Raw genomic sequence first — 19,591 nt, 5'->3', positions numbered from 1 at the left:
TTTATTTCCATGAGACTAAAATCCCTTTTATTATTCTTGCTTTCGGCCCTTTTTTATCATTCGTATTCACAGAATATAAAATTTGCGCATTATAATGATAATAACGGCTTATCTCATAATTCGGTACGACATATTGTACAGGATAAAAAAGGTTTCATGTGGTTTGGAACGTTTTCAGGATTAAATCGTTTTGACGGTTATCAGTTCAAAAACTACATGAGTTCTACGCCTGGAAAAAACAAATTATACAACGATGACATTACGGCTTTAAAACTGGACGAAAAAGCTAATCAGTTATGGATTGGAACCCGAAAAGGATTAACGCTTTTTCAAATGGATACTCATGTTTTTACTACTTTTTTCCATAAAAAAGAAGATCCCAACAGTCTTCCGGATGATGAAGTCAGATCGGTTTATGTAGATAAATTCAAAAGAATCTGGGTAGGAACCAAGACCAAAGGAGTTTACTTATTCTTTTTGCAGGAAAACCGATTTGAAAAAATTGATCTAAAAGGTTTCGATTATGTAAAAGAAATTTTTGAAGACAAAAAAGGTAATATCTGGGTTGGAAGTTATGAAAAAGCGGGGGTAGCCAAAATTACTTTAGACTCAAAAGGAGCAATTGTCAGAATTAATAATTATACGCTTTCTGTTCCAAATTCGAATATAAAAAATCCATATCTGAATTTTATTTACGAAGATGCCAAATCGGATATTTTTATTGGAACCCGTGAAGGATTGTATAAACTGGATAAAGCAAGCGATAAGTTTGTTAATCTGTATATTGACAACAAACAGGTTAGAGGTGCTTTAGGACCTTATTTTCTTTCAGTTGCACGAGCTCCTGATGGCAAATACTGGGTTGGAACTTTAGGCGGATTATTGGTTTGTGATCAATTAGAAGACATTCAAAATGGAAATTACAAATGGTATTATTCAATTTTATCAGATGATACTTCGCTGGTAGATAACCTGATTTCGGCACTTTATTTTGATGCTTCAGGCGTTTTATGGATTGGAACCGAAGACGGATTGGATAAATACGACCCTTACGAAAATCAGTTTACTTTAAACAAAGACATATCACGTTCTATTGGTAATCAAGCTCCTAGAATTAGAGGTTTTGCCAAAACGTATGACGAAAAAGTGATTGTTGCAACTTATCACAACGGACTTTTTATTTCGAATACAAAAGGTTCGACGCCTTTGCACAACACAGGAAAAGACATTGCCAGCATTTATTCTGATGACGGAAAGATTTTTTACTGCGGTCTTTGGGACGGAAACATTTTGGTGTACAATTACGCCGCAAATTCTTCAAGGGAAATTAAAGCAGGATTCGAAAAATCGCCTGTTTTTGCTTTTTCTAAAATTACACCCGATAAAATGATTGTAGGTTCATTTGGAGAAGGAGCTGTAATTCTCAATACTAAAACGCTTCAGGTAGAAACGTCAAGTAAACTTTTACCTAATTTTCAGATCAATGCGATAGAAAGAGACGCCAAAAATAACGTTTGGTTTGCTACTGAAACCGGAGTGGTGAAATACAATATTAATTCAGGAAAAATAGAAACCTATTCGTCACTTTTTGTCAAAGAAAAAGGAGTGCCGCATGATGAAAATGTAAGCGATGTTTTAGTAGATGTTAAAGGCAAAATCTGGGCTTCAACTCGTTTTGGTTTGTGTTTGTTTAATCCGAAAAAAAATGAATTTGAACCTGTAAAAAATCTTAAAGAGCTTTCAGGAAAATGGATTACTGATATTCTTTCGGATGCCAATGGAAACCTTTGGCTCAATATCAACAACAATAATATTGCTTTTGTAAAATCTAATCTAAAAGATATTAGTATTTACCATGTAAACAGCGGTAACAGACTGGATGTTTTTAGTTCGAGCGGTTTCTTTTATTTTAATAATTCAAATATTTTTCTGGGAGGTAAAAACGGGATTATTTCTTTTTCGCCGCCGGCAATGAAAAGAAACAATTGGTCACCACTGCCTGTGATTTCTGAATTTAAAATTCAGAACGAAGAAGTTTTTCCTGAAATGGAAATCAATGGGGAAATTCCGCTTTCAAAAGACCTGAATTATGGTAAAGAAATAGAATTAAGCCATAAAAACCGAAATTTCTCTCTTCAGTTTTCAGCTCCGTCTTTTGCAAACGAAAAACTGAATAAGTTTCAGTACATGCTGGAAGGTTTTGATAAACATTGGATTACGGCAAATAGTACCTCAAGAATAGTTCAATATACCAACCTTTATCCGGGAAATTATACTTTTAAAATCAGATCCAGCAACAGCGACGGATATTGGAGTAAAACGGTTTCTTATAAAATAAAAATTCTGCCTCCTTTTTGGCTTACGCCGACTTCTTTTTTAATGTTTTTTGCAATTTTATTTGGAGTCTTTTATTTCATTAGAAAAGAAATCAAAAACCGTATACGTTTAAAACAAGAACTGCTTACCGAGAAAGTAAACAGAGAGCATGATATAAAATTAAACAATGAGAAATTACGTTTCTTTACCAATATTTCGCATGAATTAAGAACGCCTTTAACCTTGATTTTAGGTCCGGCGAAACAGCTTTTAGACGAAAACAGCAACGCAACAGATTATGAAAAAAGCCGATATAATTTAATTTATCAAAATGCCAGCAGATTATTGAATTTGGTGAATCAGGTTTTGGATTTTAGAAAAGCACAGTCAGGCGAATTAAAGCTGAAAGTGACTAAAACGGATATTCTGGTGTATTCTAAAAATATCTTTGATTCCTTTAAGGAAATGGCTTATAACAAAAAGATTAAGCTCAATTTTATTACCGAAGATGACGAAATAAACGGCTGGCTGGACAATGATAAATACGATAAGATTTTGTACAATCTTTTGTCGAATGCCTTAAAGTTTACCAACAAAAATGGAAACGTAGATTTATATGTTAGACTGAAAGACACAGTTGAAGATATTCTTGTTATCGAAGTAACCGATGATGGAATTGGGATTCCGTTAAAAAGTCAGGAGAAAATTTTCAAACGTTTTTATCAGGCGACCAATAGTAAAGCCAATAATACTGGTTCTGGAATTGGTTTGTCTTTAGTAAAATCTTTAGTGGCAATTCATAAAGGAACTATTTCTGTTGAAAGCACACAAGCTAAAGGAAGTACATTTAGAGTGGAAATTCCGATTGATCGTGAATCTTATGAGCATAAAGAAGTATTTGAATATGCGCTTAAAAATGACAATCTGAGCATGCTTATTCCTGAAAAAGCGGCGAAGAAAATTATTCAAAACACCGATTTAAAAGAAAAAATATTAGTAATAGAAGATAATAACGAACTTAGAAAATATCTGGTGGATTATTTGTCTGATTATTACAAGGTTTATGAGGCAGAAAATGGTTCTGAAGGTTTAAAAATCTGCAGACAAATAAAACCTATTTTATGCGTTACCGATGTCATGATGCCCGTTATGGACGGATTGGAATTTTGCCGTGAGCTTAAAAATGACGAATTCATAAGTCATATTCCGGTTGTAATGCTGACGGCCCTTTCTGAAAATATGGACAAAGTAAAAGGCTATGACACTGGAGCTGATGGCTATTTAGTTAAACCTTTTGAGCCTTTATTACTTAAAACGGTTATAGAAAATATGATCAAATCGAGATTAGAGCTCAAACAGAAATTCTCTGGCGAAGTAGAAAGTAAAGTCAGTATGCTGACGCACTCGCCAATTGATGAAGAATTTATGGAAAAAGTGACTAATCTAATCAATGATAACTTAAGTGAAGTTGATCTTTCGACAGATTTTCTGTGTGATAAATTGGGCGTAAGTTCTTCAAAATTATACAGAAAAATTAAAGAACTAACCGATTTAGCGCCAAACGAATTTATTAGAACCATTCGTTTAAAAAAATCAGCAGAACTGCTTAAAACGAAAAAATATAATGTTTCGGAAGTGACGAATCTAGTTGGTTTTAATGATCCGCTTTATTTCAGTCGCTGCTTTAAAAAGCAGTTTGGTTTTCCTCCTAGTAAAATTATTAATTAGGTTTTTTAGCGACAGATTACACAGATTATAAGGATTTTTCTTTTGCCGCTAATTGCACGAATTCCCACAAATTATTCAAGTAAATGTTTTGAAGATTATAGCCCGTGGTTTCAACCACGGGAACGCAAGGCATATCCGCAATCTATTTTTTTCCGTGGTTGAAACTACGGGCTATGTTTGATATACTTTGAAAAAAACAGATCTAATAATATGTAAAAATCCTACAATAATCAAAATTATCCATGTTTTTGATGTATTAATCCATTTTGAACGGAGTACGTAATTCTATTTTTGTCTTATTAACTTTTAACTATAACCCTTATGAAAAAGCATATAGACACAGACAATCCGTTGAAAAATTTAGATGAGTGGGAAGATGATTTGTTAATGCGATATCCTGACCCTTCTGAAGTAAATGAAAGTTTAAAAGAAAAGCAGAAAGAAGAATTTAGAAATTATGTCGATTCTGAAAGAGTAGAAACGGTAAAAGAATTTTACAGGATAAACCATACCTACCAAACTTATGACTTTGTATGCAGTAAAGAACAAGAATTTCTGCAATTTAATAGAAAAGAAATGTCAATCTGGGAAGCTGTCGAGTTTTTAAACACGCTTGTAGACGACAGTGACCCAGATATTGACTTAGACCAGACACAGCACCTTTTACAGACTTCAGAAGCCATTCGTGCTGATGGTCATCCGGATTGGTTTGTACTGACAGGTTTCATTCACGATTTGGGTAAAGTTTTATGCTTATTTGGAGAACCGCAATGGGCAGTCGTTGGCGATACTTTTCCGGTTGGCTGTGCGTATTCGGATAAAATTGTGTATTCAGAATTTTTTAAAGAAAATCCGGATTATACAGATGAGAGATTCAATACTAAACTAGGAATCTACACTGAAAACTGCGGATTAGATAACGTAAAAATGAGCTGGGGTCATGACGAATATTTGTATCAGATTATGAAAGATTATTTACCGGATCCTGCTTTATACATGATTCGTTATCACTCTTTTTATTCGCAGCATAAAGAAAATGCGTATGCACATTTAATGAATGAAAAAGACATCGAAATGTTTGACTGGGTTCGAAAATTCAATCCGTACGATTTGTATACAAAGGCTCCTGTAAAACCAGATGTTCAGGCATTACTTCCTTATTATAAAGAATTAGTTGCTAAATATTTGCCTGAAAAATTGAAGTTTTAAAAGTTTATTTAAACACATAGAAACATAGATTTTGTTTATCTAAAAAAAGAAAACCAAAAGAAACTAGTTTCTAACACATAGTTTGCTATGTGTATTGATGCAAATGAAATTCCTTTCAACGGTTGCAAAAACTATGTTCCTATGTGTTAAAAAAAATATCATCTAGCTATCTAAAACCAAAATAATGCAGAAAACCAAAATATTTTTTATAAGCCTTTTACTGCTTTTCTCGGCGGGTATTTGGGCTCAGGAAAAAGACCGCAACGATTGGGAAAATCCTGAAGTATTTCAAATTAACAGAGAACCAGCCCGCGCTGCTTTTCTTCCTTATGCAGATGAAACTTCTGCTATAATGGATAAATATGAAAATTCGCCTTGGTATTTTTCTTTAAACGGTACATGGAAATTTTCCTGGTCGCAAACGCCAGACGAGCGCCCGAAGGATTTTTACAAAACAGATTTCAGTACGCTGCATTGGAAAGATCTTCAAGTGCCTTCCAATTGGGAACTGCATGGTTACGGCGTGCCAATTTATACTAATATCACGTATCCATTCGAAAAAAATCCGCCTTTTATCAATCATTGGGATAATCCTGTTGGTTCTTATAAAAGAGATTTTGTACTGCCAGAAAACTGGAAAAACCGACATGTTTTTCTTCATTTTGAAGCAGGAACAGCGGCGATGTATATTTGGGTAAACGGCGAAAAAGTTGGTTATACAGAAAATACCAAAAGTCCGGCAGAATTTGATATTTCTAAATATTTAAAACCAGGAAAAAACAATCTGGCTGTAGAAGTGTACAGATGGAGCGATGGTTCATATCTGGAAGATCAGGATATGTGGAGACTTTCAGGAATTGATAGAAATGTGTATTTGTATAGTACTGAAGATGTTCGTATTTCAGACTTTTTTGCAAAACCAGATTTAGATGCGAAGTATAAAAATGGAAGTTTAAATGTGGAAGTGAGTTTAAAAAATCTGACTTCAAAAGCAATAAACAATCAAAAATTAATTGCAAAATTAGTTGATGCTTCAGGGAAAAATGTATTTACTAAAGAAATCAATGTCAATTTTGAAGCATCAAAAGTTCAGACAATCAATTTTGCCCAGAATATATCAAGTCCGAAATTATGGAGCAGTGAAACACCGAATTTATACACTCTGCTTTTGACTTTAAAGAATCAAAAAGGAGAAATTATAGAGACGGTTTCAACGCAAATCGGATTTAGAAAAGTAGAATTAAAAGGCGGTCAGTTATTGGTAAACGGAGTTAGATTGATGGTTCATGGCGTAAATATTCACGAGCATAATCCAGAAACGGGACATTATCAGGATGAAGCAACGATGATGAAAGACATCAAAATGATGAAACAGCTGAATATCAATTCTGTTCGCTGCAGTCATTATCCCAACAATATTCTATGGGTAAAACTTTGTAATAAATACGGTTTGTTTTTGGTCGATGAAGCCAATATAGAAAGCCACGGAATGGGAGTAGAGGGACAGCCTTTAAAATGGATGAATCCAAAAACGAATCCAGGCTATCTTCCAGAATGGAGAGAAGCACATTTGGACCGAATTTACAGCCTTGTTGAAAGAGATAAAAATATGCCGTCTGTAATTATCTGGTCATTAGGTAATGAAAGTGCTAACGGACCGGTTTTTCATGAAGCATACAAATGGATTAAAAAGAGAGACATTACCAGATTGGTTCAGTTTGAACAGGCAAAAGAAAACGAAAACACAGATATCGTCTGCCCAATGTATCCAACGATTGAATACATGAAAGAATATGCGGCAAGAAAAGAAGTGAGTCGCCCGTATATTATGTGTGAGTATTCGCATGCTATGGGGAACAGCAGCGGTAATTTTCAGGAATACTGGGATATCATTCGCGGAAGCAAAAATATGCAGGGCGGTTTTATCTGGGACTGGGTAGATCAGGGTTTTCAAGGAATTGACGAAGCGGGCCGTAAATATTGGACGTATGGCGGTGATATGGGAAGCCAGAATTATCTAAACGATGAAAACTTCTGCCACAACGGATTGGTTTATCCAGATAGAACACCGCATCCTGGAGCATTTGAAGTAAAAAAAGTATATCAGAATATTTTGTTCAAAGCAGTTGATATCAAAAATGGTGTAATCGAAATTAATAATGATTTTGGATTTACAAACCTGAATAAATACAATTTCAGATACGAAGTTTTAGAGAACGGAAAAGTAATTAAAGAAGGAACTTTTAATGTTGTTTTAGATCCAAAAACGAAAAAACAATTCAAACTTGATTTACCAAAATTGCAGTCAAAAGCAGGAACGGAATATTTACTGAATGTTTTCGCTCACACTAAAACAGGATCTGAATTATTGCCACAAAACTTCGAAATCGCCAAAGAACAATTTGTAATCGAAGACGATAAGTATTTCGAAAAATCTGAAAAAGTAAATACTGCAAAAGTTCAGGACGAGAAAGATCAGTTTGTTTTGACTTCGGATAATGTTACGGTTAAAATCAGCAAGTCAACTGGATTGATTTCGTATTACAGTTTAAAAGGCGAAGAATATTTCAAACAATATCCTGAACCTAATTTCTGGAGAGCGCCAACCGATAATGATATTGGAAATAAAATGCAGATTAGAACCAATGTATGGAGAACGGCTGGAAAAAATACCTCTTTAGAAAGTATTCAGCAGACAGAAGAAAACGGTCAGAAATATATCGTTGCAAAATTAAAATTAAGCGATGTTGCTTCAGATTACACGATCAAATATGCATTGGCAAATGATGGAGCTTTAGAAATTCAGGCTTCGTATAAAAAAGGTGCTAATCCTGTTCCTGAACTACCGCGTTTTGGAATGATTTTCACTTTGAAAAATACATTAGAGAATCTGGATTATTACGGAAGAGGACCTTTAGAAAATTATCCGGACAGAAAAACATCATCTTTAAAAGGAATTTATAGCAGTAAAGTTGCAGACCAATATGTGCCTTATACACGCCCTCAGGAAAATGGATACAAGACCGATATACGCTGGTTCAAATTATCAGGCAATTCAGGAAATGGCTTGGAAATAAAAGGTCTGCAGCCTTTAGCTATGAGTACTTTGAATAATTATCCAAGCGATTTTGACGGAGGAATTTCGAAAAAGAATATTCATTCCAGTGATATTACACCAAGAAATGAAGTTGTGGTCTGTGTCGACTTAACGCAACGCGGACTTGGCGGCGATAACAGCTGGGGATTACCGCCGCATGAACAGTATGTATTAACAAAGAGTGAATACAGCTATGGATTTGTCATTAAACCACTTTAAAAATAACCTGTTGCTTTAGTTTTCAGTCTCAGTTTTCAGTCACATTTGGTACTGAAAACTGCGGCTGTGACTGAAGACTAACCCAAAAGCGAATACTAAAAAAATGAATAACACTACAAATGGAAGACTAATCTCTTTAGATGTGCTTCGCGGATTTGTTATGTTTTGGATTATGAGCGGTGAACATATTATTCATGCTCTGGCTAAAGCAGCACCAATTCCTATTTTTATCTGGATGTCTTCACAGCTGCATCATGCGGAATGGAATGGAATTACATTTTATGATATGATTTTTCCTGTCTTCTTATTTGTTGCCGGAGTTTCTATGCCATTCTCTTTCGAAAAGAAAATGAAATTGGCAGGAGTTAAGGAACCAAAAGATCTGCCTAAAGCCGAAAAGCGTAAAATCTATTTATCGATGCTCAGAAGAACCTGTATTTTACTAGTTTTAGGATTTGTTGTAAATGGATTATTGCGATTTGACGGATTCGATCAAACCCGCTTTGCGAGTGTTTTGGGAAGAATTGGACTGGCGTGGTTTTTTGCAGGAATCATCTATTTGAATTTTGACTTTAAAAAACAATTGATTTGTTTTTTTGGTATTTTGATTGGGTATTATGCTGCGATGAAATGGATTCCTGTACCCAATTTTGGAGCAGGAGTTTTAACCAAAGAAGGTTCATTGGAAGGTTATATTGACCGCTTGTTTTTACCAGGAAGACTCCATAGTACGGTGTACGATCCGGAAGGAATATTTTCGACCATACCGGCTATTGCAACAGCTTTATTAGGCGTTTTTATCGGAACATTTTTAAAAGCCAAGTGTCCTTTTTCTATAAATATCAAACTGCTTTTAATGGCACTTGCAGCTGTAGTTTTGATTATTGCAGGTTTAATCTGGGATATTAACTTTCCTATCAATAAACATTTGTGGACCAGTTCTTTCGTATGTTTTGTTGGCGGATTCAGTATTTTATTTTTTGTTTTCTTTTATGCAATAATTGATTTATTGGGTTTTCAAAAATGGGCATTCCCATTGGTTTTAATTGGCTCAAATTCTATTTTGATTTACATCGCTGCAGAAGGTTCTGTCGATTTTAAGCATACAGCAGATTATGTTTTTGGCGGCCTTATACAATACACGTCAATTATTTGGCAGCCTTTTTTTGCTGCTTTATCTGTAACAATCGTACAGCTTTTGTTACTCTATTTTTTATATAAAAAGAAATGGTTTCTCAAGATTTAGAAATCTTAATATATTTTTTAAACACATAGAAACATAGAGATTTATGACGCATTAAAATACAAAAGAGAATAATAAGAAACTAGTTTCTAACACATAGCTATGCGAATTTATAACAAATGAAATGCCTTTGTAGAGTTTCTAAAGCTATGTTTCTATGTGTTTGAAAATTATTAAGCTCTATTTTAAAAATACATTTTACTATCTAACCACACAATAACCACACATTATGAATGTATTACAAACCGCAGATTACATTGTTTTCTTTATTTATTTTGTCATAGTCACGGCTTATGGAATGTATATTTACAGAAGCAAAAAAACTGCAGCGACCAGTTCAAACGAATACTTTTTAGCCGAAGGCTCACTTACCTGGTGGGCAATTGGAGCGTCGCTGATTGCTTCTAATATTTCAGCAGAACACTTTATTGGCATGAGTGGTTCGGGATTTGCCATCGGACTTGCCATTGCTTCTTACGAATGGATGTCTGCCGCTACTTTGATTATCGTAGCAATGTTTATCCTGCCCATTTATCTTAAGAATAAGATATTTACAATGCCGCAGTTTTTAGCCAAAAGATACAGCGGTACCGTAAGTACTATTATGGCAATTATATGGCTGTTGATTTACGTATTTGTTAATCTTACCTCTATCATTTATCTGGGTGCTCTGGCAATTTCGTCTATTGCGCCCGTTAGCTTTCAGTTTTGTGTTATCGGTTTGAGTTTATTCTCTGTTATTGTAACTTTAGGAGGAATGAAAGTCATAGGATATACTGATATGTTTCAGGTTATTGTGTTAATTCTTGGAGGATTAGTAACCACTTATTTGGCATTGACTTTACTTTCAGATCAGTTTGGTTTTGGAAAAGATATTCTAAAAGGTCTTGCTGTGATAGCAGATCAGGCGCCAGATCATCTACATATGATTTTAGACGAATCCAATCCGCATTATAATGAATTGCCGGGAATGTCAGTTTTAGTGGGCGGAATGTTAATCAATAATCTGGCCTATTGGGGATGTAATCAATATATTGTTCAAAGAGCTTTAGGAGCCGATTTGAAAACGGCAAGAAAAGGAATTTTATTTGCTGCTTTTCTAAAATTATTAGTTCCAATTATTGCTGTTTTGCCAGGTATTGCCATGTTTGTAATGCACCAAAATGGAGCTTTCCAACAGGAAATGGTTGATGCTGCAGGAGTTTTAAAACCAGATCATGCATATCCAACTTTAATGAATTTGCTTCCTGCCGGATTAAAAGGTGTGGCTTTAGCAGCTTTAACAGCGGCAATTGTAGCTTCTTTAGCAGGAAAGGCCAATAGCATTTCGACTATTTTTTCTTTAGATATTTATAAAAAATATTTCAATTCGCAGGCATCAGAAAAAAAACTGGTTCGTACCGGAAGATGGTGTGTTGTAGTTTGTATGATTATCGCGGCTTTTGTAGCGCCGGCATTAAAAACTTTAGATCAGGCATATCAGTTTATTCAGGAATATGTTGGTTTTTTCTCTCCAGGCGTTTTGGCGATTTTCTTATTGGGAATGTTTTGGAAAAAAACAACACCATCAGCTGGACTCGCAGGCGCATTATTGACAGTGCCAATTGCCGCGGTTTTAAAATTCCTCCCGATGTGGACAGAAGGTACTTTCCCTGATTATCCATTTTTAGATAGAATGACTATTGTTTTCTTTATGATTGTATTCATAATGGTTGGTATTAGTTTAGCAAAACCAGCATCTGAGGAAGAGTCTGAAATTCATAAAATAGATGTAGATAAATCAATGTTCAAAGTCTCTTCTGAATTTATTGTAGGTTCCTTTATTATCAGCGGGATATTAGTGGCTTTGTATACTGTTTTCTGGTAAATTTTATTGCCACAGATTTTAAGATTAGAAAGGATTTTTTTCACGCAGATTCTGCAGATTTTGGCAGATTAAATTAAATTTCTTTTAAAAAAATCCGTGGAATCTGCTTAAATCTTTTTAAATCTGCGTGAAAAACTTAGCAATACTATCGAGAATAAAAATTAAAATGATAATCAATGAAAATAAATTTTAAAATCGTACTGTTGATATTTTGTATTTCCTTATCTGTTTCGGCACAGAAAGTATTTGATATTAAAAAATATGGTGCTGTAGGAGATGGAAAAACTTTGAATACAAAAGCAATCCAAAAAGCCATTGATGCAGCCAATAAAAGTAAAGGCGGAAAAGTTCTTTTTTCTAAAGGCACATTTCTGTCTGGAAGCATTGTTTTAAAAAGTGACGTGGAATTGTTTTTTGAAGAAGGTGCCATTTTGCTTGGAAGCACAAATCCGGAAGATTATCCAAAATACGATGGAATTCGTGCTTTTATTATTGCAAGCGACTCCAAAAATATTGCGGTAAACGGAAAAGGAATTATAGACGGACAGGGAAGAGAATTAGCTTTGGCAATTGACAGTCTGCATCATACAGGAGTGCGAATTGACCCAAAATACAATTACAGAAGAATGCGCCCTGAAGATGGAAGAGGAAAATTGATTTCGTTTGTAAAATGCGATTCGATTACGATGACTCAAATTACCTTGAAAAACAGCCCAGGCTGGACACAATGTTTTAGAGAATGCAAAAACATTATCATTGATTTTATGAAAGTAGAAAGCAGAGCGTATTGGAACAATGACGGAATCGACCTTGACGGCTGCGAAAATGCCCGAATAACCAATTGTAATGTAAACGCTGCCGATGATGGAATCTGTTTAAAATCTGAAGTGCCGGGATTGCATAATAACAATATTTATATTGGGAATTGTACCATTAGATCAAGTGCCAATGCTGTAAAATTTGGAACAGGTTCTTACGGAAGTTTTAAAAACGTTACAATCGAAAACATTAAAGTTTTTGACACTTTTAGATCGGCGGTTGCGATCGAATCGGTAGACGGAGCTGAAATCGAAAACATCAAAGTTTCGGATATTACAGCCGTAAATACTGGAAATGCAATTTTAATTCGTTTAGGACACCGAAATGGAGAAAAAGCTGGATATATCAAAAATGTATCCGTAAAGAATGTAAAAGTGCAGATTCCGTTTGGGCGTCCAGATATTGATTATGATATGCGCGGACCAGAAGTTGATTATTTCCATAATCCGTTTCCGTCTTCGATTGCAGGAATTCCGGGACATTTGATCGAAAATGTGACCTTAGAAAATATTGAAATTATTTATCCAGGAAAAGCTTCAAAAGGAATGGCATATCATCCGTTAAGCCGATTAAAAGATGTAAAAGAAAACATAAACGGCTATCCTGAATTTACGATGTTTGGAGAACTGCCTTCCTGGGGATTTTATGTGCGCCACGTACACGGAATCCAGATGAAAAATATCAAATTAGTTTTGGATAAAGAAGATTTCCGTCCCGCTTTTGTTTTTGATGATGTGAAAGATTTGACAATGAAAACTATTGATGTTCCTTCTGATAAAATAAATCAAATTGTTTTTAAAGATGTTTTATCAAGCAATTTGGACAGCGAATCTTTAAAAAGAAAAATCGAACCAGAGCAAAATAAGTTTGAATTGCCTTCAAAGTAATCAGATTTAAACAAATGAAGATTTTAAATAATCTATTAATAAACACATAGAAACATAGAATAAAAAATAAAGAAGAGTTTTAAAAAAACTAGTTTTTCACACATACCTATGTGTATTGATGCAAGTGAAACGCCTTTTTAGCCAAAGAATAACTATGTTTCTATGTGTTTAATATTAATCAGACCAATTGGTTTTAATAAACAAAAATAAAATGAAAAAGAAATCCATAATCGCGATCCTAATTTTCTGTATTTCCTTAACTGTTTCTGCGCAGAAAATCTACGACGTTAAAAAGTACGGTGCAAAAGGAGACGGAAAAACGAACGATGCAGCAGCGATTCAAAAAGCAATTGATGAATGCAGTAAAACAGGAGGAAGAGTTTTAATTCCGGCACCGTTTACGTTTTTGGCTGGACCGTTTGATGTAAAATCAAAAGTAGATTTACATATCGAAGCCGGAGCAAAATTATTGGCAAGTCCAGATGAGAAATTATATACCAAAAGCGCTTTTAGAACCAATCCCGGAGAAGGAACGATTTGGATTGGAGGAGAAAATATTGAGGATTTTACCATTAGCGGCAGCGGCAAAATTGACGGAAACGGAATCTCTTTTATGGGCGAAGAACAAGAAGATGCTTATGTACTGAAACCTTTTAATGTTTTAGATCCAAGACCTCACGTTTTGACAATTATCGGCGGTAAAAATATTAGAATTCATGATGTGCATATCGGAAATTCAGCGTATTGGACGATTCATTTAGTGGGCTGTAACGATGTTGTAATCAGCGGGATTACTTTATTGAACAGCTTGAAAGTCCGCAATAGCGACGGAATAGATTTGGATCATTCTAAAAATGTTAGAATCAGCGATTGTTATATCGAAAGCGGTGACGATTGTATTTGTTTAAAAAACCGCAGAGAGTTTGAAGAATTCGGTGCCTGCGAAAATATTACCGTAACCAATTGTACCATGACTAGCAGCAGCTGCGCCATTAAAATTGGTTCGGAAAATATGGATGCGATTCGACAAGTCGTTTTCAACAATTGTATCATTAAAAACAGTAATCGCGCTTTAGGAATTCAGAATCGTGATGAAGGAACTGTAAGCGATGTTATTTTCTCCAATATTATTGTTGAAAGCAAATTAAATACAGATACCTGGTGGGGAAAAGCAGAACCGATTTATGTAACAGCTTTTAGCAGAGCAAAAGGAAATCATAAAGATGCGAACTGGCGTTTTCCGAAAGGTGCGACTGAAGGGAAAGTGGGCGAAATCAAAAATATCTATTTTTCTAATATTCAGTGTACTGGAGAAAATGGCGTGTTTGTAAGCGGCGAATCTAAAGACAAAATCCAGAATATAGTTTTTGATAATGTGAGTGTTTTTATGGATAAAACGACTTCTTTTCCGGGAGGATTATATGACAGACGTCCGGCTAATGTTGAAGGTTTTGTAAAAGGAAGTACTTCTGGATTTTATTTTGAAAATGCAGAACGTATTAAGGTTCAAAACTGTACTGTACAATGGGGAAAAAACAAACCAGATTATTTTAAATATGCTGTCGAAAGTAAAAATGTAGATTCTTTAATTATTACTAATTTAGACGGACAGGCCGCTTTTCCTGAAAAATTAGAAGCCGTAAAAAAATAAAGATTTGACTATTTCCAAAAAACTATGAAAAATAACTTCCTTTCTAAATCCATTTTTGGCTGTTTATTGTTGAGCAGTCTTTATACAAATGCACAAAAAGCGAATTTAGAAGTTGATGCTTCTAAAACGATTACTAAAATCCAGCCCACTATGTTCGGACTGTTTTTTGAGGATATCAATTTTGCTGCAGATGGCGGATTATATGCCGAAATGATTAAAAACCGCTCTTTTGAATTTGATAAACCAATGATGGGATGGGAACAGCCGAATACCAAAAGGTCTTCTTTGAACAAAGAATCAGGCAGTGCTTTGCCAATTAATCTTTCGAAGGAAAAAAACAATTCTAATTTTTGCAGGGTTGAAATCAACAATGATAAAGGATATACTTTGATCAATGAAGGATTTAGAGGAATGGGAGTAAAGAAAGATGCGAAATACAACCTTTCTTTAAAAGTCGCCAATCATAATGGAGCGATAAAAAAAATCATTTTTCAGTTAATTAATAAAGATCAAAAAATAATTGGCGAAACGAGCATTGTTCCAAAATCAGAGCAATGGACTAATTATACTTCGCAGTTTACAGCTGTTGAAACCGAAGCAAAAGCAAAACTAAAAATCACTTTTGAAGGAAACGGAACTATTGATCTGGATATGGTTTCGCTGTTTCCCGAAGATACTTGGAAAAATAGAAAAAACGGACTTCGTAAAGATCTTGTACAGCTTTTGTATGATGTAAAACCAGGTTTTTTGCGTTTTCCGGGAGGATGTATTGTCGAAGGGAGAACGCTGTCAGATCGTTATCAATGGAAAAAATCGGTTGGAGATGTTGAGGAAAGAAAAACAATGATGAACCGCTGGAATGTCGAATTCAACCACAAACAAACACCTGATTATTTCCAAAGTTTCGGATTGGGATTTTTTGAATATTTCCAGCTTTCAGAAGATATTGGAGCAGAACCGCTTCCAATTTTAAGCTGCGGTATGGCTTGTCAATATAATACTGGAGAATTAGCTCCTATGGATGAACTCGATCCGTATATTCAGGATGCTTTAGATTTGATTGAATTTGCAAATAGCGATGTGAGCACAAAATGGGGAAAACTCCGCTCAGATATGGGACATCCAAAACCATTTAATCTAAAATATATCGGAGTTGGAAATGAGCAATGGGGGAAAGACTATATTGACCGATACAAAGTTTTTGAAAAAGCTATAAAAGCAAAATATCCAAAAATCATAATTGTTTCTGGAACTGGACCTTCTCCAAAAGGAGAACATTTTGATTATGCGATGACAGAACTAAAAAAACTGAACGCAGAATTGATAGACGAGCATTATTACGAAAGTCCGAAATGGTTTAGAGAAAATGCCGGACGTTATGATAATTACGACAGAAAAGGGCCGAAAATATTTGCTGGAGAATATGCGGCGCAAAGTGTTTCAGGAGCGAATCCGAATAACAGAAACAATTGGGAATGTGCGTTTTCTGAAGCCGCTTTTATGACGGGATTAGAACGAAATGCAGAAGTGGTTAATATGACTTCGTATGCACCTTTAATGGCTCATGAAGACGCCTGGCAATGGACACCGGATATGATTTGGTTTAATAATCTGCAGTCATATGGTTCTGCAAATTATTATGTGCAGCAATTGTTCTCAACCAATAAAGGAACAGATTTGTTAAGCATTACACAGGACGGCAAAGCTTTAATTGGTCAGAACAATTTATACGCTTCGGCTGTAAAAGATGTAAATTCTAAAGAAATAATTGTGAAACTGGTTAATACTGCCGCAACAAACCAAGAAGTAAGTATTGATTTAAAAGGAGCTAAATTAGGTTCAAAAGGAAGTGTAATCAGCTTAGCAAGTGGAAATTTACAAGATGAAAATACGTTTGTAGAACCTAGAAAAATAAGTCCAAAACAAAGCGAATATAAAGTAACAAAAGGAAGTCAGCAATTGACTCTTCCTGCTTATTCTGTTACTGTTTTGAAATTGAAAACGATTTAATTAATTATAAATTATAAATTATCAATTATCAATTATCAATTATAAATCATTAATTAAAGATACATGCTGCATAATTTTTTAAGAAAGGGTTTTGTTTTTATTTCTGTAATTGCCGGATTTTCTGGTTACGCGCAGGATTTAAAACTGCAATACAATCAGCCTGCGGTTGAATGGACAGAAGCTCTGCCAATTGGAAACGGAACGCTTGGCGCAATGGTTTTTGGTCGCGTAGATTCAGAATTAATTCAATTAAACGAAGCGACTTTATGGAGCGGCGGACCTGTTCAGAAAAATGTAAATCCAAATGCATTTCAAAATCTGGCTCTAATTAGAGAAGCCCTTAAAGCGGAAGATTTTGACAAAGCTTATAATCTGACCAAAAATATGCAGGGCGCTTATAGTGAAAGTTTTATGCCTTTGGGAGATCTTTTACTAACGCAGGATTTAGGCAGCAAAAAAACGGATTTTTACAATAGAAGTCTGGACATTCAAACTGGATTAGCAGTGACTAATTTTAAAGCCGACGGCGTAAATTATAAAAGAGAAATCTTTGCATCGGCGCCTGCGAAATGTATTGTAATGAAACTTTCGGCAGACCAGCTGAAAAAACTTTCGGTTTCAATTGACGCTTCCAGTCTTTTAAAAAATCAAAAAGAAATACAAAATCAGTCATTGGTTTTAAAAGGAAAAGCGCCTTCACATGCCGATCCGAATTATATTGATTACAATAAAGAGCCTGTTATTTATGACGATCCAGCTGGATGCCGCGGAATGCGTTTTGAATTAATCGTAAAACCAATTGTAAAAGACGGAACGGTAAGTTATGAAGGAAACAAAATAGTGATTAAAAATGCTTCAGAAATAGTACTTTTTATCTCGGCTGCAACCAGTTTCAACGGATTTGATAAATGTCCCGACAGTCAGGGAAAAGACGAACATGCTTTTGCTGAAAACCCAATTAAAAAAGCATCAGTCAAAAAATATGATATTTTAGTTAAAGAACATCTTCAGGATTTTCAAAAATTCTTCAATAGAGTTTCTTTACAATTGAATGAAAAAGAAACCCATAAATCCAATCTTCCAACTGATATTCGTTTGGAACAATATGCCAAAGGAGAAAAAGATGCTGGATTAGAAGCTTTATTTTTTCAATACGGACGTTATTTATTGATTTCTTCATCGCGTACACACAACGCACCAGCCAATTTACAGGGAATCTGGAACAATAAATTGCGTGCGCCGTGGAGCAGTAATTATACAACCAATATCAATTTGCAGATGAATTATTGGCCTGTTGAATCGGCAAGTTTATCAGAATTGTTTTTTCCGCTTGACGATTTTGTAAAAAATGTTTCTGTAACAGGAGCCGAAACTGCCAAAAGTTATTATCATGCCAACGGCTGGGTTTTGCATCATAACTCAGACATCTGGGCAACGACAAATCCTGTCGGCGATTTTGGAAAAGGAGATCCAATGTGGGCCAACTGGTATATGGGAGCTAACTGGTTAAGCAGACATTTATGGGAACATTATCAATATACAGGCGACACAGAATATCTTAAAAAAGTATATCCAATTATAAAAGGCGCCGCAGAATTTAGTTTAGACTGGTTGCAACAAGACAAAAACGGCTATTTAGTTACGATGCCATCGACTTCTCCAGAAAATAAATATTTCTATGACGGAAAAAAAGGAGGCGTAGTAACAACGGCTTCTACAATGGATATTGGCATTATAAAAGATTTGTTTGAAAATACGAGTCAAGCTTCTAAAATTCTAAATATCGACGCTGATTTTAGACAGAAAGTTGATAAAGCAGCCAATCAATTATTACCTTTTCAGATAGGCGCAAAAGGACAGCTTCAGGAATGGTATAAAGATTTTGAAGACGAAGACCCGCATCACAGACATACCTCGCATTTGTATGCCTTGCATCCTGCTAATTTAATTTCACCTTTAAACACACCAGAATTAGCCGCAGCAGCTAAGAAAACTTTAGAATTAAGAGGAGACGACGGAACAGGCTGGAGTCTGGCATGGAAAGTAAATATGTGGGCGAGACTTTTGGACGGAAATCATGCTTATAAGTTATTCAAGAATCAGCTGCGATTGACAAAAGATAATGATCCAAAATACAAACGACAAGGAGGCTGTTATCCCAATCTTTTTGATGCGCATCCGCCATTTCAGATCGATGGCAATTTTGCTGGAACGGCAGGAGTAATCGAGATGCTGATGCAGAGTCAGAACAATGAAATTCATTTGCTTCCTGCTTTACCAGACGATTGGAAAGAAGGCGAAATTAAAGGAATTACGGCAAAAGGAAATTTCACTGTAAATATAAAATGGAACGACGGAAAAATGAGCCAGACTAAAATCGTATCGAATAATGGAGGAACTTGTAAAATAAGATCTTCGGAACCTTTTGTAATTGAAAAACTGAATATCAAAAGCGAGAAATCATCTATTGGATATACGGCTGTATTTGAGACCAAAAAAGGCACATCTTACATCATAAATCCTCTTCAATAATTTTTCATTTAAT

The 19,591-nt window shown here is 35.0% G+C and carries 9 protein-coding genes; all 9 read left to right on the top strand.

The features are described 5' to 3' along the window. The first annotated feature begins 9 nt into the window (after window positions 1–9). The 9 genes from FJOH_RS16200 to FJOH_RS16160 all read left to right on the top strand — a co-directional run bounded on the left by FJOH_RS16200 (window position 10) and on the right by FJOH_RS16160 (window position 19,578). Window positions 10–4,044 (top strand): hybrid sensor histidine kinase/response regulator transcription factor, encoded by a 4,035-nt coding sequence (locus FJOH_RS16200; protein ID WP_012025107.1) that lies wholly within the window; start codon window positions 10–12, stop codon window positions 4,042–4,044. Between the two features lie 321 nt (window positions 4,045–4,365). Next, window positions 4,366–5,253 (top strand): inositol oxygenase family protein, encoded by an 888-nt coding sequence (locus tag FJOH_RS16195; RefSeq protein WP_012025106.1) that lies wholly within the window; start codon window positions 4,366–4,368, stop codon window positions 5,251–5,253. A 184-nt stretch (window positions 5,254–5,437) separates the two neighbouring features. Beyond that, complete coding sequence (locus FJOH_RS16190; protein ID WP_012025105.1) at window positions 5,438–8,569, top strand: glycoside hydrolase family 2 TIM barrel-domain containing protein; 3,132 nt, start codon at window positions 5,438–5,440, stop codon at window positions 8,567–8,569. Window positions 8,570–8,672: 103 nt separating this feature from the next. Next, on the top strand, window positions 8,673–9,815 hold the full coding sequence (locus FJOH_RS16185) for an acyltransferase family protein (RefSeq protein WP_012025104.1): 1,143 nt from the start codon (window positions 8,673–8,675) through the stop codon (window positions 9,813–9,815). A 226-nt stretch (window positions 9,816–10,041) separates the two neighbouring features. Beyond that, window positions 10,042–11,679 carry a sodium/sugar symporter gene (locus FJOH_RS16180; protein ID WP_044047788.1) on the top strand — a complete coding sequence of 546 codons (1,638 nt, stop codon included), beginning with the start codon at window positions 10,042–10,044 and terminating at the stop codon, window positions 11,677–11,679. Between the two features lie 176 nt (window positions 11,680–11,855). After that, on the top strand, window positions 11,856–13,385 hold the full coding sequence (locus FJOH_RS16175; protein WP_012025102.1) for a glycoside hydrolase family 28 protein: 1,530 nt from the start codon (window positions 11,856–11,858) through the stop codon (window positions 13,383–13,385). Window positions 13,386–13,596: 211 nt separating this feature from the next. Beyond that, window positions 13,597–15,036, top strand: coding sequence for a glycoside hydrolase family 28 protein (locus FJOH_RS16170; protein WP_012025101.1), 1,440 nt, complete (start codon window positions 13,597–13,599; stop codon window positions 15,034–15,036). Between the two features lie 24 nt (window positions 15,037–15,060). Then, window positions 15,061–17,046 (top strand): alpha-L-arabinofuranosidase C-terminal domain-containing protein, encoded by a 1,986-nt coding sequence (locus FJOH_RS16165; protein ID WP_012025100.1) that lies wholly within the window; start codon window positions 15,061–15,063, stop codon window positions 17,044–17,046. A 63-nt stretch (window positions 17,047–17,109) separates the two neighbouring features. Further along, a complete protein-coding gene (locus tag FJOH_RS16160) occupies window positions 17,110–19,578 on the top strand; it encodes a glycoside hydrolase family 95 protein (protein WP_012025099.1) in 2,469 nt (822 codons plus the stop codon). Window positions 19,579–19,591: the final 13 nt, after the last annotated feature.

Origin of the sequence: Flavobacterium johnsoniae UW101 (genome assembly GCF_000016645.1) — a bacterium.
Classification (GTDB): domain Bacteria; phylum Bacteroidota; class Bacteroidia; order Flavobacteriales; family Flavobacteriaceae; genus Flavobacterium; species Flavobacterium johnsoniae.
The sequence above is the reverse complement of the archived record's forward strand: the minus strand, read 5'-3'. Positions and strand labels throughout refer to the sequence as shown.

What these genes read in the sequence shown, in the direction of transcription:
- FJOH_RS16175 (WP_012025102.1), top strand. Translation starts at nt 11,856, where the DNA reads ATGAAAATAAATTTTAAAATCGTACTGTTGATATTTTGTATTTCCTTA.
- FJOH_RS16190 (WP_012025105.1), top strand. Translation starts at nt 5,438, where the DNA reads ATGCAGAAAACCAAAATATTTTTTATAAGCCTTTTACTGCTTTTCTCG.
- FJOH_RS16170 (WP_012025101.1), top strand. Translation starts at nt 13,597, where the DNA reads ATGAAAAAGAAATCCATAATCGCGATCCTAATTTTCTGTATTTCCTTA.
- FJOH_RS16160 (WP_012025099.1), top strand. Translation starts at nt 17,110, where the DNA reads ATGCTGCATAATTTTTTAAGAAAGGGTTTTGTTTTTATTTCTGTAATT.
- FJOH_RS16180 (WP_044047788.1), top strand. Translation starts at nt 10,042, where the DNA reads ATGAATGTATTACAAACCGCAGATTACATTGTTTTCTTTATTTATTTT.
- FJOH_RS16195 (WP_012025106.1), top strand. Translation starts at nt 4,366, where the DNA reads ATGAAAAAGCATATAGACACAGACAATCCGTTGAAAAATTTAGATGAG.
- FJOH_RS16185 (WP_012025104.1), top strand. Translation starts at nt 8,673, where the DNA reads ATGAATAACACTACAAATGGAAGACTAATCTCTTTAGATGTGCTTCGC.
- FJOH_RS16165 (WP_012025100.1), top strand. Translation starts at nt 15,061, where the DNA reads ATGAAAAATAACTTCCTTTCTAAATCCATTTTTGGCTGTTTATTGTTG.
- FJOH_RS16200 (WP_012025107.1), top strand. Translation starts at nt 10, where the DNA reads ATGAGACTAAAATCCCTTTTATTATTCTTGCTTTCGGCCCTTTTTTAT.